Annotated in this window: 24 protein-coding genes, 1 tRNA gene and 1 pseudogene; 14 read left to right on the forward strand and 12 right to left on the reverse strand. The window is 39.9% G+C overall.

Translation table 11 applies throughout. The annotated features are described in order from the left end of the window. Window positions 1-83 precede the first annotated feature (83 nt). Window positions 84-443 (reverse strand): VOC family protein, encoded by a 360-nt coding sequence (locus G1O98_RS22720; RefSeq protein ID WP_163932148.1) that lies wholly within the window; start codon window positions 441-443, stop codon window positions 84-86. A 298-nt stretch (window positions 444-741) separates the two neighbouring features. Between G1O98_RS22720 and G1O98_RS22725 the strand changes: the two genes are divergently transcribed. Further along, window positions 742-1206, forward strand: coding sequence for a CYTH domain-containing protein (locus G1O98_RS22725; protein ID WP_163932151.1), 465 nt, complete (start codon window positions 742-744; stop codon window positions 1204-1206). Between the two features lie 233 nt (window positions 1207-1439). Here G1O98_RS22725 and G1O98_RS22730 read toward each other — a convergent pair whose 3' ends face one another. Continuing rightward, a complete protein-coding gene (locus G1O98_RS22730; RefSeq protein WP_163932154.1) occupies window positions 1440-1586 on the reverse strand; it encodes a hypothetical protein in 147 nt (48 codons plus the stop codon). Between the two features lie 713 nt (window positions 1587-2299). On the opposite strand from G1O98_RS22730, the gene G1O98_RS22735 reads away from it, so the two are divergent. Continuing rightward, window positions 2300-2506: a hypothetical protein gene (locus G1O98_RS22735; RefSeq protein ID WP_163932156.1), complete on the forward strand. Its 207-nt coding sequence runs from the start codon at window positions 2300-2302 to the stop codon at window positions 2504-2506. 311 nt (window positions 2507-2817) lie between these two features. After that, a complete protein-coding gene (locus G1O98_RS22740) occupies window positions 2818-3885 on the forward strand; it encodes an NADH:flavin oxidoreductase/NADH oxidase (protein WP_163932159.1) in 1068 nt (355 codons plus the stop codon). 115 nt (window positions 3886-4000) lie between these two features. On the opposite strand, the gene mazG is transcribed toward G1O98_RS22740, so the two are convergent. Further along, window positions 4001-4822 (reverse strand): nucleoside triphosphate pyrophosphohydrolase, encoded by an 822-nt coding sequence (mazG, locus tag G1O98_RS22745; RefSeq protein WP_163932162.1) that lies wholly within the window; start codon window positions 4820-4822, stop codon window positions 4001-4003. 3 nt (window positions 4823-4825) lie between these two features. After that, complete coding sequence (locus G1O98_RS22750) at window positions 4826-5446, reverse strand: metal-binding protein (RefSeq protein ID WP_163932165.1); 621 nt, start codon at window positions 5444-5446, stop codon at window positions 4826-4828. A gap of 143 nt (window positions 5447-5589) precedes the next feature. Between G1O98_RS22750 and G1O98_RS22755 the strand changes: the two genes are divergently transcribed. The 7 genes from G1O98_RS22755 to G1O98_RS22785 all read left to right on the forward strand — a co-directional run bounded on the left by G1O98_RS22755 (window position 5590) and on the right by G1O98_RS22785 (window position 9795). Next, window positions 5590-5662, forward strand: a tRNA-Val gene (locus G1O98_RS22755). Between the two features lie 292 nt (window positions 5663-5954). Beyond that, window positions 5955-6587, forward strand: coding sequence for a bifunctional 4-hydroxy-2-oxoglutarate aldolase/2-dehydro-3-deoxy-phosphogluconate aldolase (locus G1O98_RS22760; RefSeq protein ID WP_163932168.1), 633 nt, complete (start codon window positions 5955-5957; stop codon window positions 6585-6587). Window positions 6588-6699: 112 nt separating this feature from the next. Further along, window positions 6700-7215: a L,D-transpeptidase gene (locus G1O98_RS22765; RefSeq protein WP_163932171.1), complete on the forward strand. Its 516-nt coding sequence runs from the start codon at window positions 6700-6702 to the stop codon at window positions 7213-7215. A 531-nt stretch (window positions 7216-7746) separates the two neighbouring features. Continuing rightward, on the forward strand, window positions 7747-8286 hold the full coding sequence (locus G1O98_RS22770; protein ID WP_163932175.1) for a L,D-transpeptidase: 540 nt from the start codon (window positions 7747-7749) through the stop codon (window positions 8284-8286). Window positions 8287-8425: 139 nt separating this feature from the next. Further along, the gene (locus G1O98_RS22775; protein ID WP_163932178.1) at window positions 8426-8989 is read left to right on the forward strand and encodes a Uma2 family endonuclease; all 564 of its coding nucleotides are present in this window, start codon (window positions 8426-8428) and stop codon (window positions 8987-8989) included. Window positions 8990-9125: 136 nt separating this feature from the next. Beyond that, entirely contained in the window at window positions 9126-9416 is a 291-nt protein-coding gene (locus G1O98_RS22780; protein WP_163932182.1) for a type II toxin-antitoxin system prevent-host-death family antitoxin, read from the forward strand. Further along, window positions 9391-9795, forward strand: coding sequence for a type II toxin-antitoxin system VapC family toxin (locus G1O98_RS22785; RefSeq protein ID WP_228057977.1), 405 nt, complete (start codon window positions 9391-9393; stop codon window positions 9793-9795). The genes G1O98_RS22780 and G1O98_RS22785 overlap by 26 nt, the downstream gene beginning before the upstream one ends. A 12-nt stretch (window positions 9796-9807) precedes the next feature. On the opposite strand, the gene G1O98_RS22790 is transcribed toward G1O98_RS22785, so the two are convergent. Next, window positions 9808-11406 (reverse strand): Hsp70 family protein, encoded by a 1599-nt coding sequence (locus tag G1O98_RS22790; protein WP_163932185.1) that lies wholly within the window; start codon window positions 11404-11406, stop codon window positions 9808-9810. On the opposite strand from G1O98_RS22790, the gene G1O98_RS22795 reads away from it, so the two are divergent. Further along, window positions 11394-11615, forward strand: a complete 222-nt coding sequence (locus G1O98_RS22795) for a hypothetical protein (protein WP_163932188.1) — start codon at window positions 11394-11396, stop codon at window positions 11613-11615. The two genes, G1O98_RS22790 and G1O98_RS22795, sit on opposite strands and share 13 nt — an antisense overlap. A 390-nt stretch (window positions 11616-12005) precedes the next feature. After that, a complete protein-coding gene (locus G1O98_RS22800) occupies window positions 12006-12203 on the forward strand; it encodes a hypothetical protein (RefSeq protein WP_193867201.1) in 198 nt (65 codons plus the stop codon). A gap of 15 nt (window positions 12204-12218) precedes the next feature. Here the strand turns inward: G1O98_RS22800 and G1O98_RS22805 are convergent, their stop codons facing one another. The 3 genes from G1O98_RS22805 to G1O98_RS22815 all read right to left on the reverse strand — a co-directional run bounded on the left by G1O98_RS22805 (window position 12219) and on the right by G1O98_RS22815 (window position 14796). After that, a complete protein-coding gene (locus tag G1O98_RS22805; protein ID WP_163932194.1) occupies window positions 12219-13100 on the reverse strand; it encodes a hypothetical protein in 882 nt (293 codons plus the stop codon). A gap of 47 nt (window positions 13101-13147) precedes the next feature. Beyond that, a complete protein-coding gene (locus tag G1O98_RS22810; protein ID WP_163932197.1) occupies window positions 13148-14332 on the reverse strand; it encodes a radical SAM protein in 1185 nt (394 codons plus the stop codon). Window positions 14333-14430: 98 nt separating this feature from the next. Beyond that, window positions 14431-14796 (reverse strand): hypothetical protein, encoded by a 366-nt coding sequence (locus G1O98_RS22815; protein ID WP_163932200.1) that lies wholly within the window; start codon window positions 14794-14796, stop codon window positions 14431-14433. Window positions 14797-15375: 579 nt separating this feature from the next. Between G1O98_RS22815 and G1O98_RS22820 the strand changes: the two are divergent. Together G1O98_RS22820 and G1O98_RS22825 are read left to right on the forward strand one after the other, a co-directional pair. Continuing rightward, window positions 15376-15537: pseudogene (locus G1O98_RS22820) on the forward strand (IS5/IS1182 family transposase); the annotation flags it as partial. Between the two features lie 410 nt (window positions 15538-15947). After that, window positions 15948-16142, forward strand: coding sequence for a WYL domain-containing protein (locus G1O98_RS22825; protein ID WP_163932203.1), 195 nt, complete (start codon window positions 15948-15950; stop codon window positions 16140-16142). Window positions 16143-16317: 175 nt separating this feature from the next. Here G1O98_RS22825 and G1O98_RS22830 read toward each other — a convergent pair whose 3' ends face one another. From G1O98_RS22830 to G1O98_RS22845, 4 genes are all read right to left on the reverse strand, one after another. Beyond that, on the reverse strand, window positions 16318-16557 hold the full coding sequence (locus G1O98_RS22830; RefSeq protein WP_094327835.1) for a hypothetical protein: 240 nt from the start codon (window positions 16555-16557) through the stop codon (window positions 16318-16320). Window positions 16558-16718: 161 nt separating this feature from the next. Then, window positions 16719-17702 (reverse strand): polysaccharide deacetylase family protein, encoded by a 984-nt coding sequence (locus tag G1O98_RS22835; RefSeq protein WP_163932206.1) that lies wholly within the window; start codon window positions 17700-17702, stop codon window positions 16719-16721. 222 nt (window positions 17703-17924) lie between these two features. Next, complete coding sequence (locus tag G1O98_RS22840) at window positions 17925-18809, reverse strand: aspartoacylase (protein ID WP_163932210.1); 885 nt, start codon at window positions 18807-18809, stop codon at window positions 17925-17927. A gap of 52 nt (window positions 18810-18861) precedes the next feature. Next, window positions 18862-19917, reverse strand: a complete 1056-nt coding sequence (locus G1O98_RS22845; protein ID WP_163932213.1) for a glutathione S-transferase family protein — start codon at window positions 19915-19917, stop codon at window positions 18862-18864. Window positions 19918-20452 lie beyond the last annotated feature (535 nt).

Genomic DNA, 20452 nt, shown 5'->3' on the forward strand with positions numbered 1-20452 from the left:
GGTGTAAGAGTAGGCAATTATTTTCATTAGTCATTGGTCATTAGTCATTAGTCAATAAATAGTTCTTCTTCCCCTGCTCCCCCTTACTCCTGGCTCAACTCGATAATATTTCCATCAGGATCTTGAGTGAATAGGGCAGGGCGACCAGAAGCGCTGGGTTGAAAGGGATAATTATGATCGAGCAACTCTTGTTTTGCAGCGTCCAAGTTAGCAACCGAGAAAGCGACGTGAGGATTGCGTCCCCATTTTTCGTTTGGGTTTTCGGTGGGGACAGTAGGTGCAACTATTAGGTGAATCTGATAGTTACCGACTTGATACCATGCACCAGGGTATTTCAGGGAACGATCTATTTTGGATAATCCCAATACTTTGCCATAAAAGTGTTCAGAGCGTTCTAAATCAGTCACAAGAATTGCTGTATGGAGACTTTGGGTAATCTGCATTGTCAGTAAGTGCGATCGCGTTTATCTAAATTTTGACGTACTTTGAACCCTTACGAAGTACTTATTCTCCACCCCTAGTAGAGGTTGTTATTACCAACATATTTTAAAGTCAGGTAAGGGTGTATTAGAGTCAGAGTATGCGGTTGAAAAATTTGACAGACCTAAATCCTGACAGCAGTTGACTAATGGGGAGACGCTGAATTAGAAGATAGTCATTGTGCAAATGAGCGATCGCATAGGCTTTTTTGAAAATAACTCAGCTTGTTTCTAGACAAAAACAAATAATTAGGTAACTAAAATGGCGAAAGAAATAGAGCGGAAATTTTTAGTGAAAGGAGATAGCTGGAGAGGATTAGTTGAAGGTAGTGTATATCGTCAAGGATACATTGCCACACAAGACAAAACGGCTGTACGCATACGTATAGTAGGGGAAAAGAGTTATTTGACTATTAAAGGCCCCAGTATAAAATATTCGAGATTAGAGTTTGAATATCCTATTCCTGTTGAAGATGCTCAAGAAATGCTTGAGGCATTATGTGAACGTCCCTTTATAGAAAAAATTAGATATAAAATCCAATCGGGTGGTTTGATTTGGGAAATAGACGAGTTTGATGGTGTTAATAAAGGATTAATCTTGGCAGAAGTTGAACTGAATGATGAAAATCAACAAATTGAACTACCAAGTTGGATTGGACAAGAAGTTTCTGATGATTCCAGATATTTCAACAGCAATTTAGTAAAACACCCTTTTTCACAATGGTAATGGCGAAAATATTGGGAACATCCTAATTTGGACAGCAAACTGCTGGTCAATTTATCGACATCGACTACAGTTAAAGTCAGCCTTTTTAAGGGGAACAACTGCGGTCTTGTCCCAAAGGAAAAGGCTCGCACCAAGGCAATACTTGTCGGGTTTTGGGGAAAGGGACTCAGGTTAAAGGGGAAAAAACCTTATATATCGAGCCTTCCACTCCTTTTCTCCTTACGCTTTTCCCTTTAACCGAGCAGTATTGAGCGCCAAGGTAAGTCTCCCCGATGAGCAGGTGGCATGGATTTAGAGGCATCTAGAACTTTTGATCCCGACAAAGAGACTTTTAAAACATCCCATAACGCATTCGACGCAGAATCTGTTGTTTTAACCATTGAGGATAAAAATTATACTTGTTCTTTATTTTTTTAGAAAGTTTTCGCCACAGACTTAACTCTCTGAATGAGTAATATTAATAAATCTCAACAAACTCTTGTTTTTTAGCACGATCTATGCAAACCTCATAAATGCATACTACTTTAAATTGGTCGAGTTACAGTAGTTTAATCGGTAAATTGTCTTAATTAGCCAATAAACTCAAAATTTAGTGCCAAATAAACTTTTAGCCCTATTACCTGACTTTTCACGTTATATGAAAAAGTCTACCAAAAACCTAACCTCCTTCCCAAGCCAGACGCGGGAAGGAGGAAAATTCAGGAGTCTTAATGAGTGAATTACCCCAAATTAGTTTTTTTGAGGTTGGGGTTTCCAATCTCAAAAAGGCCTTTTATGAATAAAACTGTCAAGGAACTCACAATCAATTTAGTGGCATTAAATATAGTTTTATTAAGCACACTCGGTCTTTTCTGGAAAATCTTAAATCGGTGAAGAAGTCCAATTAGGTCGAGAAAAGGAATCGAAAACTCAGAAGCTAAAAGAGCTAATTAACTATCCACAAGTGAGAAATTTTATTAAGAAACAATATTAGGGACAAATAGTAAGTGTATTTTAAATGCGAATGAAAATGAAAGATGAGAATTTATTACTTTGTCTTTCAAAAATTAAGAGTTACTAAACTTAAGTTGTGACATTACTGGAGAGTAAACTTATGTTTTCTGGACAAATTGAAAGAGAATGTTTATATGGAGAAAATTGGACAATTTCGCAAAAAACTAAATTACCAGATCATCTCCAGTTATTAGTGGATCAAGAAGAAGTAGGATGTGATATCTGGGAATTGCAGAGGCAAGAGTCTGATGATAAGCCGATTTATCCAAATCTTAATCTGGCTTCTGCTGTGCTACGACGTAAATAAACCACCAATTCCACATGAACGAAACACTTTCCATATAAGAATTCCGCCTTCTTTGCGCGTCTCATAGATTGTTCAGCAGGTGGGATTTATGAGTCTTGTGCAACTCATTCGTGAGCCGCCTGTATTACGAGAAGCATCATTGAACATTGCATTAGTATTTCCAACCTTTAATGCTACCTGGGTTACTCTAGTTTTTCTACTAGAATCTCCTCCGTATAATATCTCTAGCTATTTCATGCAAAATCGATCGAGTTCATCCTGTAAATCTCTCCCCAATTTGTTTCACCTAGCAAGAGAAGGAATCAATATTAATGGCACATCTATTTGAACCATTCAAGATTCGTGAAGTTACCTTCCGGAACCGCATTGCTGTTTCACCCATGTGTCAATATTCCAGTACAAATGGATATGCTAATGATTGGCACGTTATTCATTTAGCTTCTCGCGCAGTAGGCGGCGCAGGTATAGTGTTCACAGAAGCAGCAGCTATAGAACCGCGTGGGCGCATTAGCCCGCAAGATTTGGGAATCTGGTCAGATGCACATATAGAAACTTTAGCCAAAACTGTGGCATTGATTCATAACTTTGGCGCTGTTGCAGGGATTCAACTTGCTCATGCAGGTAGAAAGGCCAGCACTGCCAAACCCAGTAAGGGAGGGAAAACGCTGGATGAATCTCAGGAAGGTTGGCGGCCCTTAGTTTCGAGTAGTGCGATCGCCTTTAGCCAAGATAGTCCGGTTCCAGAAGCCCTAAGTCTTGAGGGAATTCAGGAAGTTATTGATGCCTTTGTCCAAGGTGCTAAACGTTCTCTACAAGCTGGTTTTAAGGTAGTGGAAATCCATGCTGCTCACGGTTATCTACTCCACCAGTTTCTTTCACCCCTTGCTAACCAACGGCAAGATGATTATGGTGGCAGCTTTGAAAACCGGACTCGTCTGCTCATAGAAGTTGTTCAAGCAGTTCGAGAGGTTTGGCCCCAGACAAATCCACTCTGGGTACGTATTTCTGCTACCGATTGGGTAGATGGGGGTTGGGACATCGAGCAAAGTATCGCTTTAAGTGACAAGCTTAAATCTCTAGGAGTTGATCTCATTGATACTTCATCAGGGGGAATTATACCGGGTGTCAAGATCCCAATTCAACCTGGTTATCAGACTCAGTTTGCCGAACGCATCCGCCGCGAAGCCAATATCCATACAGGAGCCGTAGGGTTAATTACAGCCCCTGAAGACGCTGACGAGATTATTCGCACAGAAGTATCCGATATAGTGCTGTTAGGACGTGAACTACTCCGCAATCCTTATTGGCCGCATCTGGCAGCTAAACAGTTAGGACACGATAAACTCTGGCCTGTTCAATACGATCGAGCTTGGCTATGATGTCGCCTGTACTTAATTTACTATTGGGCGTTAGGGGAAATTCATAAATTACCCCTATCTGAAAATCAGGGCTTGAGACATTGTTGGCGTAAGTCCTGGATAATTAGAAATTAATTTATGAGCCTTCTTTGGCAAGTTGGGCTTTTGCCTGTTGCCACAAATTTTCTAGCTCATCCAAACTGTAATCAGAAAGGGGGCGAGCGACAACTGCCTCCATTTTTTCTAATCGCTGGACAAATCGCTGATTTGTACCTTGCAAACCAGCACTAGGATCAAGATTATGCCAACGGGCTAGCTGAATAACTGCAAAGAGTAAATCGCCTAATTCTGCTTGTTGTCGCGCTGGTGTTTCCTCAGCTAAAGCCTGTTGAAATTCACCCAATTCTTCATGAAACTTATCCCAAACGCCCTGAATATTTTCCCATTCAAAGCCAATGGCAGCAGCTTTTTGAGAAATCTTCATCGCTGCTGTCAACGGGGGAAGGGTGCGCCCATAACGACCGAGTTTAGCACTAAGTTTTTGCGCGTCTGGGGATGGTTCGCCTTTTTCCTGCGCTTTGATTTGTTCCCAATTTTGCCGCACCTCATCCACACTGGCTACCGACACATCACCAAACACATGAGGATGACGGCGAATCAACTTTTGGGAAATCCCCTGAGTTATTTCTTTAAGAGAAAATTGTCCCGATTCGCTAGCGATTTGGGCTTGCAATACCACCTGTAATAATAAATCGCCTAATTCTTCTGCGATCGCCTTCTGATCCCCACTCTTAATTGCATCCACCACCTCATAAGCTTCTTCAATCACATAAGGCGTAAGCGTTTCGGCAGTTTGCGCCAAATCCCACGGACAACCACCATCAGGCGATCGCAACTTCGTCACCACCTCAATCAATTCCTGCAAAGCTGCCAAAGTCTCAACTTTGTCATTTGTCATTTGTCATTTGTCCTTTGTCGTTCTGCCGTTGCTCTTTCTGGTAACTGTAGCTCGACGAGTACCGCGACTTGTAACTTTCCGCTTCTTCATTTTGCCACTAGGAAGCAACCCCCGAACCCCCTGCTTTCGCACGCGCTTGTATGCCGAACCACTCCAATCACTGAGAGAATGGCTCATCGCACCAAGTTCCAACCCCAAAAACAGGGCGACATATTCAGTATCATATTGCAGGAGCGATCGCCCCACAGTTTGTCCCAAATCTTGCCAAGTAAAACTCAGATTCCATAATTTTTCGGCAATTGCCAAAACCAAAATTGCCAAGATAGCTAGCAAACACCCTAGATAAAGTATTCGCAGAATCGTGCCAATAATCGGCCCGTGGGATAAAAAAGAACGATGCCGCAGACTTTTTTGATAAGGTAGCCAAATCCAGCGCAAGAAACCCCAGCGTTGAAATTGCACAGAGTAAATATCCAAATCGGGGCCAAACATCAGCCCTCCAAATAGAAACCCACCTGCAACCAACAAAGTTGCATTGCTACTGCGAGTCTGCCAGAAAGTAATGCCCGCCACCAACGGCAGAGCATACATAGTAATGCGATCGTGCGTCCGACCAGAGGGCATCCTAAATCCTGTTAGCGATAGCGGGGCGTTTAGCCCGTGCTGAGTAACTTAATACTGAGCCAGTATAAGAGAAAAAAAGATTTTCCCAAAACTACTAGCGCAATGCAAAATCTTCTGCTATATTAGTTAAGGATTAGTCAAAAGGGCGGTTAGCTCAGTTGGTAGAGCGCCTGCCTTACAAGCAGGATGTCATCAGTTCGAGTCTGGTACTGCCCATTAAGTAAATTAAGGCTAGAGACAGCTTAGATGCAGTCTCTAGCCTTTTTTAAACTATTCACAATTCTTAAATTAGCTAGCTACTATTAACCCATCTTGCATATCTTCAGAATAGAGAGTACTTGCTCTTGCAGATAGGGTTAGGTTTGTATTGGACTCATGGGACTTCCAGAAAATTTATCCAGTAGTTACGGGGTTAAGCCTAATGCGTCGCCTACAGATAACAGGTGCGTTACGCTGTTGCGCTAAAACACCTCACTGGAATGTCCTTAATCCCTAATTCCCAGTCAAAATGCCTAATGAAATTTGGTTATCACAATTGCAAAAACATCGTGCGATCGCAGTTATCCGCGCCCCTAAAATCGAAGTGGGACACGAAATGGCAATGGCTGTAGCATCTGGGGGTATGCATCTGATTGAGATTACCTGGAATAGCGATCGCGCTGGAGAATTAATCAGTCAACTACGCTCAGAATTACCAGCCTGTATCATTGGTACTGGCACGTTATTCAATGTGCAACAGCTACAAGAAGCGATCGCATCTGGGGCGCAATTCCTCTTCACACCCCACGTTGACTCAGCAATGATTCAAGCAGCACAAGAAAAAGATATACCTATCATCCCAGGAGCGTTGACTCCTACAGAAATTGTTACCGCTTGGAGTCAGGGCGCTAGTTGTGTAAAAGTGTTTCCCGTACAAGCAGTGGGAGGAGCTGATTACATTAAAAGTTTGCAAGGGCCACTAAGTCAGATTCCCTTAATTCCTACAGGCGGTGTCACTCTAGAAAATGCTAAAGAATTTTTGCAAGCCGGAGCGATCGCTGTCGGTTTGAGCGGTGAATTATTTCCCAAAAAGCTTGTCACAGAGGGAAATTGGCAAGCGATCGCATCTAGGGCAAAAAACCTTATACAACAGTTAGGTTAAATTAGAATCAAATCATCAAAAATTCACGTCTATTAAAGTAATAGATAGGGAATAAAAGTGAAACCTGATAAGTTTCTCAAGACTTCATGATTTGAGTGTGAGTGTATCTAAAATGAAAAAACTGATTTATCCTGACTGGGTGCATCGCTTAAAAATACTTCTTACTGGTACAGTACTGTCTTTAAGTGTTTTTACTACTACTGGAACTAGTGAAGTTTGGGCAAATTCTAAAGATCAAGTAATTGCCCAAAAAATCCAGACATTACAACAATCAGATCAACGCTGGATTCAAATTGACCTTTCAAAGCAACGATTAATAGCTTGGGAAGGTGACAGAGTGGTTTATGGAAGTGCTATTTCCTCCGGCAAAAAAGCTACTCCCACTCTTGTTGGTACTTTTAAAATTCAATCCAAGTTTAAAACTACACGGATGCGGGGAGAAAACTACAATGTTCCTAACGTTCCTCATGCGATGTTTTACCAAGGGAATTACGGTATTCACGGGGCTTACTGGCATAAAAGATTTGGCACACCAGTGAGCCACGGCTGTGTGAATCTTGCACCTAAACACGCTAAATGGCTATTTGAGTGGGCATCGGTAGGGACACCAATAATCATCCAGAAATAGTAGGTAAACCAGCCAAAAGGCAATCTATGAAAAATCATTAATAACAACAAATCAAGACAATTGAGTGATTCCCAGCAATATTTTATGCTGGGAATCTTCGGAGTCGGAATTACTGAATTTGAAATAAAATATATAAAAGGGGATTCATACCAATTTTGGATTTTAAATTTGGTATTTAGGACTAAAAGTCTTTTCCTAAATTTGGTATTATCCAGTTTCCCCCAAAGAAATAAGCGTAAATCCTGACAATTACTGTGTGAAACTCCAAATGCAAATATTAATGCGGGGAAAATTTGCATTGACGCATTTAAATTACAGATTTTTTTTGTAAAAGTTGTTATTAGTCATTAATGGATGACAAATGACCAATGACTAATTAAATGCGGATTAGTTTAGGACTGGTTTGGAAAAGCATTAGCGGATGAATTGCGTAAATCCTTCACAGCAAATTAGTAATCAACCTGGAAATTTGTAGTTTCCAGAAAATTACTTCACTTCATGATTTTTGCGTACTTTAGAAGGTGAGGCATAATGCAATCCTGGATTCGTAGTGGTGGGATTCGTTCTTCCAAAACTTTTTGTACAGGTGTGGCGCTGATGGTGGTGGCTTTATTTTCTTGGTCAGCACCGTTAGCAGGCGATCGCCACTCTGATAAAGCGATCGCTGCGTCAGTAGATGAAAATGGCATCACTGAGTCTAATATCAGCCAAACATCCCAACCTCGCTTGATTGAAATTGACCTGTCAGAACAACGGTTACGTGCATGGGAAGGCAAAAAACTTGTTTATTCATACCGTATTTCTGGAGGGAAGCGATCGACTCCCACACCCATAGGTAGATTTCGGATTAATTCTAAGTATCGCACTCACCGGATGCGAGGCAGGGGCTACAATATTCCTGATGTTCCTTACACAATGTATTTTTACAGAGGCTACGCCATCCACGGCGCTTACTGGCATAATCGTTTTGGCACTCCAGTCAGCCACGGTTGCGTAAATTTACCTGTTAAGCAAGCACGCAATGTTTACAACTGGGCTAGCTATGGGACTTTAGTAGTGGTGCATAAATAATTGTTAATTCGTAATTCGTAATTCGTAATTAAGAGTTGCAATTCTGGATTTGATGTATGGACAGGTGCGTTCACGGAGTTAAGCACCTGTCTATACATCTTGCCAAAGTAAGAACACATCTTCGAGGTATTTAGGAGCTATGAGCTACTCAACTACTAAACTAATTACCCTGGAGGAGTTTCTGAAACTCCCAGAAACAAAGCCTACGAGTGAATATATTAACGGTGAGATTATTCCTAAGCCAATGCTAAAAGGGAGACACAGCCGCTTGCAAGGCAAACTCGGTGCTGTTGTGAATGAAGTTGCGGAAAATCAGAAGATTGCCTATGCCTTTCCAGAATTACGATGTAGTTTTGGCGATCGCTCAATTGTACCTGATGTAGCTGTATTTCAGTGGGGACGCATACCGTTTACCGTTGATCGTGAAGTACCTGATAATTTTGAACTTCCACCAGACTGGACGATTGAGATTCTTTCGCCAGAACAAAAACCCAACAAGGTAATTGGGAATATTCTCTACTGTCTAAAGTATGGTAGCCGCCTGGGATGGTTTCTCGATCCTGATGATTTGAGTATTTTGGTATTTCTACCAGAGCAACAGCCAATCCTATTCCAGGGAGAAGATTTTTTGCCTGTATTACCAGAAATTGAACTTGCACTAACCGTCAATCAAGTTTTTGGATGGTTAAAGATGGGTAGCTAAGAATAACTCGCCTCGAATGAGAAGGAGAAGAAGCGTAGGCGTAGCTCGTCGTGGACATCGCTCTATAGAAAATACCAAATTATAGACATAAATCATGTCTATAATAGACATGATTGCGAAGAAAAGAGGTAAGAGAATGAACTGGAGAATTGCAGAAGCGAAACAGAGGTTCTCTGAACTGATTCATGCTGTCACAAAGGAACCGCAACTTATATACAACCGCAATGAACTGGTGGCTGTTGTTGTTGAAGCTGAAATATTTGAGGAGTTCTTGACATGGCGCAAGCAGCGCGAAAAGATTTCTCTAGCTGATGTTTTCAAAGAACTACGCCAGATAGTTGTTGAAGAAGATTATATCCTCGAAGTACCCTCCCGCCAAGACCGTCTTAACCCCTTCGCTGATGCCATCGATGACTTTTCTCTGTGACACTAACATTATCAGCGAATTAGTAAGACTCCAACCTAACTCTGGTGTACAGAAATGGGCAGAAAGAGTTTCCTCTATAGTTTTGAGTGCGATCACCGTTGAAGAAATATTTTACGGATTGACATTCAAGCCCAACCCTAGAATTCAAATATGGTTCGAGAGCTTTTTAGAAAATAACTGTCAAGTATTGCCTATCACAATTGAAATTGCCAAGCGCTCCGGTGAATTGCGAGGTCAACTAAGATTAAGTGGGAAAACACATACCCAAGCAGATATGATGATTGCTGCTACTGCTCAAATTCATCAATTGACTTTAGTTACGCGCAACATCCGGGATTTTGATGGCTGCGGTATCCCACTTTTAAATCCTTTTAGTTAAACGCGCAATAGTTTAACTCAACTGTGCCACAAGTTGATTTTCCAAAAGCGTATCATTGGTTAACAAGTCTTCAACGGTGATTCGCAAAAAGCGTTGCTCATCAACTTGAAAGAGAATTTTGATGCGATCGCTTCCAGGATATCCTGCTGGTTTCAGTTGAGCAATTGTCCTCGCGCCTTCTTGATCGTTGAGAGGCTTGACGCTGGTTTCAGTATTTTCCAGACGGCGAGTAATTAAGCGATCGCCATCAAAATAAACTTCAGTACTACCCGTATCTGCTCCCAATTCTCCCATAATTAGTTCAATGCTGGGCTGATTTTCCAAAGAAGCACCTAGAACTAATTCTACTGGTTGACTCATTGGATATGCCTGTCCAGCTTTAATTAAAGAATGCCATTTGTGACGCTGATTGCGGCGATCCCAGTAGCGGATACCATAACTATGGTAAAGAAAGTCTTTGATTTGTATCCCTTGAGCTAACTGTAATGCACCTTGAGCGATCGCTTCAAATGGACGTTCACAACGGATTTTTTCTGGCTCAAAATACTGTTTTATCCATGTCTGCACTGCTGGTAATTGCACTGTTCCACCAACTAACAAAACGGCATTAATATCAGGAAGTTCTATCCCTTGGCGCTTTGCTTGCTGCAACAGTGTCGTCATCGACTCATCCAATAACTCAAAAAATGCGTGTTCTTTGAGGATATCGTCAAAAGTGTCGCGGTTTAATTCCAATTCATAACTTTCAAATGTTTCATCATCAAAATAAACTTCACTAGCTTGGTTTTGGGTTGATAGCTGAATTTTCACCCGTTCTGCCAATCGTGTTGTCAAGGGACTTACTGCCAATTCTTGAGTTTTGGCAAAGTAATCTACCAACCAATTATCAATATCAGTACCGCCTAGATTTTGCCCAGCTTTCGCCAGGACACGGGCTGTTTTAACTTTTTGTTTTGAATTTTCAGCCAGAGACTTATTACCCCACTTGAGGAGAAATCCCAACGGCTTTGTGCTTGCTTGCACGCCTTGATCCAACCGGACAAGGGACAAATCTAAAGTTCCACCCCCGAAGTCAATTACCAAGAGAATTTCTTGATCTGCTAAACCATAACCCAAGGCTGCGGCTGTGGGTTCATCCAGCATTCGCACCTGTTCGACGGGAAGGGATTGACAAACGTTCCCCAACCAGTGACGATAGGCTTCAAAGCTGTCTACGGGTACGGTTAACACGAGAGAATCTAACCCACCTTGTAGGGGTGCTAGTTCTTCAATTACTTTGGTGAGGAACCATTGTCCTACTTGTTCAAAGGTGACAATTTGCCCATCTAATTCGGGTAAGAAACCTTGGATATCTGCACCAATACCGCGTTTGAAGCTGCGGAAAAATCTAGTTTCACCTTTGAGGTCAAAACCGCGATCGCGTACTTGTTGCCCGACTAAGACTTGATTTTGGGTTGCGTCTTCAACATAAACCAAGCTGGGAATCAGTGGTGGATTGAGACTTTGTTTGATTGATAAACCTGGTAGAGTCAGGGTTTCTGGCTGCTGGGTTACGGGGTTCCAACGAGCAATGACTGTGTTGCTAGTACCAAAATCGATTGCGATCACCATATTTTATATTTATTATCTCGCACGAAGATGCCAAAGCTGCTTTCTTTGTGATTATTCTCTATAAGTTACCAAGAATGCAAATGCGTCCAGATGCTTACTTTTTTGCATCCCAAGCCAGATATCGATTCAGTCCGTTGCAGCTAAGTGTTAGCACAGTTAGACAATTGGCTTGCCAGAAAGCATGGAAATCATTGGCTGTAAATGTATAAAAGGAGCAATAAACTCAACAGCAGACTTTATCATAGTTCCAGTCTTTTTTTATTGGCATGAGGTGCTTAAAACTTGCTTCACACGCAGATATGAAATGTCATAAATCGCCCCAATCAAAAGAGATCGCACCTCAGTTGGTGTAAGGTATTCTCTAGATATGTAATGCTTGTTGGGTAGACGAGTTGGGGGTGAGGGCCTCATTTATTCTCGCTGGTAGTGTCCGGTGTACGCGACTTATTATGGACAGTCTACTACGCCACAAGCCCCATTACTCCGTTGAGAGTCGCGCCACTCAAGAGTTATTACGAACTATTATCAATTAATAAATACCTCCATCTTGGCATCACCGTGCCTAAAGAGATAATTTGCACGCTAAGGCTGAAACCAAGATGGGGCAAGCTCTTGAAGACATCAACAGCCAAAGAACGCTTGCAAGTGCTTTACTGACTCAAACAGGAGAATGCACCAACGATCAGTGCGATCGCTTGTTTTTGACCAGACCTCACAAAATCGCATTGCTCCCGGAAGACTATAGCTTGGGTGAGCTTTGGCAGAAGAACCTCCTGGGCGGGAGACCTGCACGATGATTCGAGTCAATGTTTTCATATTCCAAAATAGCCAAGAAAAGTCAAAGTAATATCAGGATAATGATTACCGATAGTGGAAGCTTCATGAATTATATTATCAGTGGGAGCAATATATGCTTCCCCTGGTGCAACTCTTAATTGAACTACAGGATATGAAGGATATCGCAGCATAAACTCGTACCCTATTTCTGTACCTCTATAATGCTTATGAATATCCTCAGTCTCAGACAACCCCAAATGTCGAAACATATCCATCAGAGTTAGGTTAATAAACAAAAAAAATCTATCTTCTTGCCCTAAATTAATGCAAATTCTATTTCGGGATTTATGTCTGCGTCTCAATGGTGCTTTATCCCAACTATCAAGGTGCATACCAACGAACAGTTTTTCGTTAGAATTGCCATAATAATTAACAGTTACAGTTTTGAAATTAGGCTCAGTAACTTGAATACCTAATATTTCTAAATTTTGAGGATTTAAAATGTAATCTGAAAGACGATTGAGAACTTCTTTAATTGCTTTTTCACCTTCAAGATTACTGACAATAGATTGATACTCTTCTACTGTTTCTATTGAACGAAAATTAAATTTTCCCAAAGGCAACAAGGCATATTCGGGAATGCGAACTATAGCTATATGTGAACCGATATCCCATGTCTTCGGTTTGGACATAGCTTCATTGCTAAAAAGCAGGTTATATTCTGTTGTATTCGTTTGTCTCCAAGGTTCTTTGGGTAGAAAAGCACCACTGCGATATTTAACTTTATCGTCTTCTAATTCGATTTTTTGGAATGTTCCGGAACTCAGCCTAATTCTGGGATTATTTCCTCCAGAATTGATGGGATAAAAAATTTGGATGCTTTTTTTTAAATTTAAATTTTCACTTGTAATTATCACAAAGATTACCTAAAAACTTCTATGTTTACCTAATTAAAAGTATTTTTTTATAACGGACAGTCTAATGCTGAAACTACTGGGAATTGCTTTGGCTGTTCAATATTGATTTTTCGAGAAATTGGTTCAATAATACCCGATTGGATTAAACGTGATTCTATGTGTTTTAAAATTCCTTTTTCGATGATACAATCAATATTGCCTTCTTCATCAAATTGATTATTAATAATAGCTTCTTCAGCCATTGGATAACCGCTACAACTTCCAAAATATTGGCAGGAAGTACAGACAGACATCATGCGTTCTTCTGCTGCGGATATTACTTTTTTATGTACAGGGCTTAAAATAATATTTTCTAAAGGACTTTGAAATAAATTTCCATGACAAAATTCTGGTTTATAAGCATCTCCATAACTATAAATATCACCATTAACATTCACTACATAAATTGATTCCCATTCCGTCTTATCGTAAAAATATAGTTGAGAATCAGAGCTATAGTGACGAAGAATTATTTCTATATATTCCATAATTGGCAAAATCATTACCATATTTTGGCTTTCCATCCACATATCTACAAGAGTGCAAAAAGCTTGCAGAACTTCTTGTGGAGTAATTTCAAATCCTTGATGTTGCCCTTCAAAAGCTCCATTGAATAGTGGTAAAATCCGAAAATGAAGCTTCATCTTTTCATAAAATTTAAAAATCTCTTGAAGATAAGATAAATTTAATTTAGTTAAAACAGTAATACATCCAAAGGAAACATTTGCATTTAGTAAGCGATCCATATTTTTTAAAACTGTTAATAAAGAATCAACTCCTGATTGCTTAACACGTAGACCTCCAAATAAGTCAACAGAAACACCGACACCATCAAATCCCTCGGATAATAATCGGATACTTTCTTTGTTAAGTGTTGTCAGGTTAGTTTGAACTACATTAGTAACAGAACTTGCCAGTTCTCCAAAAATCTGTTGCTGATGGTCAAAAGTACGCCAATAATAATCAGGTGATTGCAAGAGTGGTTCTCCACCATGCCAAACAAACTGAATTTCTGTTTTCAAGTCAATCTGACTATAATAATTAGCAATGTGATGATACATTTTATCCAGTTGTTCTAGCGCAATTGTTGTTCTATCACCTAGTTCTAAGTATTCATAACAATAGCGACAGCGTAAGTTACAAAGCTTAGAAGTTTTAACCACAAATTGAACCTGTCTAGCTTCCGATTTCATAAGTTTAAACAGTGAGTTTCGACAATATTTTAGATGCATAATTAATTTAGAATCATCAGTTTTTTCTAAATTAATTATGCTTTCTCATCCACTAAACTTTAATGTATCAAAGATTGAAAAGTTTCTAATGCTGAAGGACGATTACCTTGTTGATTAGCTTGATAGGGTTGGTTTTGTACGAAACTAGGACCATTATCAAACAAGCGAAATCTTGGTCTTCGCGCTAGTAGCTGAGGTTTGTGTGGATCAACTGCTACAGTTTGTCTGTTTCCTGTAATAGCTTGTATCTTTTCACTTAAACTAGAGGAAAAATTAATAGTATCTACAGGGTTCATAGCCTCCTTAACTGGAATATTTTGATTAGAGTTTGCAGCTTGTACTAGCTCAGAAACCACTACAGATGGAGCCATAATTACTAAGAACAAAATCAAATGGCTTGGTAAATTAGACACTAACTTCTTCATAATGCCTCTCTTATTAAACTCAGTAAATTATCAAGTTTTCTGATTACTAAACCCAGGTGAGTATTTTTCCAAAATTTAGCATTTTGGACAGACAATAATATTTTTATCACAGAGATTAGATGAAAAGCATTCGCGCTCTACGCGCTCTAATTGATATTTCTCTGCGCGTTGCTATGTTTGATTTTTAAGTATTTTTATCCCCTTTTCAAATCACAGTTTTGCAATAAAAATGCCTGATTAAGTCTTAAATTAATCCTACTCATCATACAAAAATATTATCCCAACTTTTGATAGATCAATCAAAATAAAATAGTCTATCAAAAGTTAGAAATAATGGTAGCTAAAAAAGTTAAGTCGTCGGTGAAAGGCATCACCGTGGTCGGGTAGCAGGACTATATAAGGTTCAGCCGGGATACCGATACCGTTGGCGAAATATTACTTAACATAAAAACGGCGGATTTCCCGTGTAATACATGGAGAAGATAGATATCCCTTCCCGTGTATTACACAGGAAGAAAAAAATTAAGTTAGCTGCCTCAATTATCAATAAACTAGAGGAAATACGTTTGGAGGCAGTATATGTGTTTACATCCTGAAGAAATTCCTCCTATTCCCAATGAAACGGTACGTGTAGCCAAAGCCGCATTTCCAAAAGGTAATTTATATATGCGCTTGCGTGATGAACTTGGGATGTTTTATCAGGATGAAGATTTCGCATCACTGTATCCACAACGGGGTCAAATGTTGCGGAACGTGTTTTATTGATTTACCAACTTGCCCATAAATGGTATTGGGGCAATCAAAGTTTTGCACACTAAAATCAACTCTTCACCGCTTTCAATGCCTCAAGCTTGCCCATAAACAATCATTTATGGGCAAGTTTGATGAAGTGGCAAGGGTGAAAAGTCGATTCTACGGTCATAAATGTAAAAAGCTTCTTCATCATTTTTGGGCAAGTTAGTAAATCGAGAAAGTGCTTTCTGTAATTCTTCTTTACAACGTGTCCCATTTTACACGTATTTCGTCATGACCCCTTTTACAGTAATAGTTTCAGCAATGTATATCTGGGGTGATATTTTGTCAATAAAACAACGTAAGTGACCAAAAAGCTTATTATTTCGTTCACCAATTCAGGCGATTAACCCAGACTTATGAATAAGACACATAGCAAACCTACTTACGTAGATTATATTGTTAAACTTCCTGAGCGATCGCTGGAGGAGTTTTGTCGCTGGATGTACCGCTTCATGGGCAATGCTCAGTTTATCTCTCCTCAATATCTAGCTGAACAACACCAGAAATTTGCCCGTGCATTAATAGATCGGTATTCTTCCAAAGCCATATAGATCGGGATGATTGACCGCCCAACTTCAACATAAATTTTTCCGTACCCAGTTTTTGTAATGCAACCCTCTTCCGAATTAGCTATAATTCTCTCCGTCAAAAAAAGACTGATCTTCCCAATTAGCAAACTACCTACCACTAACCCGATAATACGAGTTAGTAGTAGGTAGTTCACGCTCAATCTTCATGCCTTAACTGCCATACTGCACCGCAAGCGGCCCCAGCCCCAGCTAACAATCCGGTACTCATTCCTTGGATAGTTTTTTGGATCGGATCTTGAGTTAGACAGTCGCTTGTAACTTTACTGTCTTCCAAACAGAGATTACTTTCTGCCCAAGCAGCAGTACCTCCCAAAATTACACCAGTTATACTACAGGAAATAACTAGCAGCAAAAGGCGTTGAGTTTTTCTAACCATAGATAGATGTGCTAAAGATTAGAGATAGTAATTTACTTTTAATTACTTTACACATTCTTGCTAGCAAATGTCAGCTGGTTTCAAAACTGAAACAGGTCAAAGTTGATTTTGCCTGTATTAAGGATACAAATTGGATTGAATCAATCGCATAAATTATATTTTTACCTCTTCTGAGGCACTAATACTGGTATCTTATGGGCATCAGCTACGGATTTTGCATGTTGCCCAACAGTTACAACATTGAACTGACTGGATATAATTTCCAAACTTTTGTTCACTATCGCCAGTTTCTTGTAGGTGGGGAGACTCATTCCAGGGAAGAATGATAACTCTGGCACATCCTCTTGACTTACAAAGTCTGTAGGATGGAATAGCAAAGAAGGCTGGACACGTGTAAGTTTACACAGCCATAGGGCAATTCGGAGATATAGTAACGCAGCTTCAGAAGAAAATGTACTTATATACATTATGTAACTGAAGTGAATTGGCACCTTGAAAATTGGCATGGTGGTAACGGGAATTTCAGTCAATTTATCCTTACCCATCTTCCACTGGTAAGGTTTTAAAGGCTGCAAACCGTCTTTAAAACCGCCAAACAAGGCTTCGCGTTTCTTGCGTTCTTCCTTGCTCAGTTTACAGGTCATTAAATAATAAGCTCGTGCTATGGGCCCCAAAAATGTGGGAAAAGTTGAAGCATCATATTCGTATCCCCGTCGTGCTAGGACTTTCAATACCGCAGGCGAAAAACTGTATCCAGGCCCCCGAAAGCCGATAGGATGTTGATGAGTAACGCGCTTGATATGTTGTTCGGCCAACGCCACTTCTTGTTCAATTTCATCCTCTGAATATAGGTGTAGCCAAGGATCATGGTAAAATGAATGATTACCTATTTCGTGACCAGCGTTAGCGATCGCTTGTAATGCCTTAGTGTTCTTTTCCAAGGCTGCATCCTGACCCACAATGAAGACTGTGATTGTCACATTCCACTGCTGAAAAATATCTAAGAAACGAGGGACTGCAATATCTAAGTAAGAGGGAAAAGTTTCCCAACCAGGAGCGCCCTGATTTTTTAGAAAAGACCAAACATTATCCAAGTCTAAAGAAAGACTGGCTATTGGTTTGTTTCCTCGTAGCTTCGTTTTCATTATGAGTTTAAGTATTTGGATAATTTTAAGCGTAAATTAAGTCTTAGGAAGACAGATTTAATAACCTGCAACTTTATTCCTTAGAAGTGACTACGACCCGCTATTAGACATCGCACCAGCTACAAAGATTATAAATTAGATCGGCATATTTTCTAGATTATGATGCTCAATTTATATCATTAGTTTCAATAAAAAGCGATTATACAAAAAATTTTCAACATTTTAGATATTGATTTGCTGCTTCTGAGTCAAACACATTGCAATTCCCTTTTCGTAGTAAGCTGCCTCATTAATAAAAATCGGCCAAACGGTAGATCCACCCTCATAAACAATTGTTTTATTGTCAAAAGTTATAAATATTGGATCTCCTGGGTTCAAGGCTTGGTAATCCTTGTCCTGAAGCTCTGGATGAATCATCCCAAAGATTTTACCATCCTGTTGTTTTGGATAGTCCACAACTGATAAATGGTCGTAGAGAATCAACGTTTCATTAGTTGATGCAATTTTACCTTGATTAAACTGTTCTAGATAGTCGAGAACCGCATAAATAAGTTCTTCTGTTTGTTGGAACAACGTCGCTTTTAAGATACCTTGGGCAATAGGGCCAACCTCGATCGCAAAGCCTAATTCGCACAGGGAATTTACAAATGGATTTTCTGTAATTGATTTAAAAGAGCAGCGATAAATCCTTACTAAAGGGCTAATCTGACTGAGATAAGCAGCCAATTGCAAATTTAAGGGATGACTGTTTACCAAAATAATTGTCAGACCCATGTTAGCTGTGCTGCTGTGTAAGTCTAAGATAAAATCTGCTTGTTTATTTCTGTTTGATCCTAGAGTGTCATGAATTGATTTAGCTTGCAATTCTTCATAACTGTTAAGAGTTGGATCTTGTAAATCTTGCTGAAGAAAACAGCGATTTAAATCCTTCTCTAAATATCGCCTACCTGCGGCAAAAGCGTTAGGATTTGCTAGCAAAGTAACTGTCTCAAAACTTTGTCTAGTAATCAAGTCGGGAAATTGAGCAAATTTTTCGATTAAATAGGCCCCAGTAAACTCATTGCCATGAGTTCCACCAACAATTGCAACTCGATTAATCTGGTTCACAATGACACCAACTCCAGAATGCAGCCATCGAGGTATCAGTTCTCAATGTACATTATGAAGCATTCAGCGTGCCGATGCGATCGCGCCCAGATGGTTCATAAAGATAAGACATATCAGGCCCATCAGGAATAATCCCACCGGGATTGAGAGGGAAGAGGTTCCCGTAGTAGTCACGCTTTACACTCTCGACATCGCAGGTGTCAGCTACACCGGGAAGCTGATATACATCCCTTAAGTAAGCTCCCAAGTTGTGATAGTCTCGAATTCGCTGCCTATTGCACTTAAACAACCCGTAGTAGGCACTATCAAACCTAAACAACGTCGTGAATAAACGGACATCTGCAAGCGTGAGATTATCTCCACACAGATATCGACTAGTTTGCAATGCAATGTCAATCTCATCGAGAGTCGCAAACAGTTCATTACAGGCTTGATTGTATGCTTCTTGGGTTTGGGCAAAACCGCAGCGATACACACCGTTATTTACCGCGTGATAAATTTTCTCATTCCACCAGTCAATTTTCTCTTTGAGTGCTTCTGGGTAAAGATTCAGTGTGGGATTGTTGGCGAACTCGTTAAATTCCGAGTTCAGCATGACGATAATCTCTGAACTCTCATTATTAACGATAGTTTTTGTTTGGTTGTCCCATAAAATTGGAACTGTAGAGCGTCCACTGTAACCAGGTTCTGCCAATTGATAAAATTCAGCTAGTGTACGACAACCTTCAACTTCATCATTGAATATCCAACCGCCTTCAATGGGAGAAGGAGAGACAATACATACTGATATTACCGCTTCGAGCTTTTTGAGCGATCGCACAACCAGGGTTCGATGCGCCCAAGGACAACCCAACCCAACATAGAGTTTGTAGCGTCCTGCTGCTGGTGGGTATGGATTTCCTTCTTCTGTACCAATGAACTTGCGAAACTGGCTATTAGGACGAATATATGCTCCCGACTGATTGCTAGGAGCAAGCTTCGACATCATTATTTGCCACATAGTCGTCCAGACAAATTTTCCCAGCCAGATGATGAGCTTCGGAGGGAGTGTCCTCCCCTTTTTCTTAGGGAGATTTTTTTCGTCATCCATCGGAGTCGAGTTGCTCATGGTGACAATCTTGCTTTGGGAATTCTTACAAGCTAATCGTATCAAACTTGCGATCGCTTTGCTACATCTATAACCAAGGAGGTATTGCTTTTCTAAAAAACTGCTTACTTTCCAGACTTTAATATCTGTATCTGCTGTAATAAATTGCTAATTAATTTACTAAAAGGCTTAATGAGGATTTAGCGATATTTTGATTTTTTACCTAACGTGCCTTGTATCACATCAAACCATAATTTTCAAGTTTAATGTTAAGAAGTAATAGTATTTAAAACCTATTCATAAATCTATTTTAGAAACACACTTTTTAAACCAGCTATATCTAGTGCCAAGCCCGAAAATGCTTATATGATATGGATTACGGTATTATATACCTTTGTCCAAGAACCAAGTACAGAGATTAATTCAATACTAAGCAGCCTGGATGATTTACAGCATAATTACTATTGACTAAATAAATTTTACTTTAGCTTATTAATAATAATATCGGATCTTAATATCATTAATAAGTATAAAGAAGTCTTTGTATGGATATAAG

It is taken from the genome of Nostoc sp. UIC 10630 (genome assembly GCF_010747425.1).
Taxonomy (GTDB): domain Bacteria; phylum Cyanobacteriota; class Cyanobacteriia; order Cyanobacteriales; family Nostocaceae; genus Nostoc.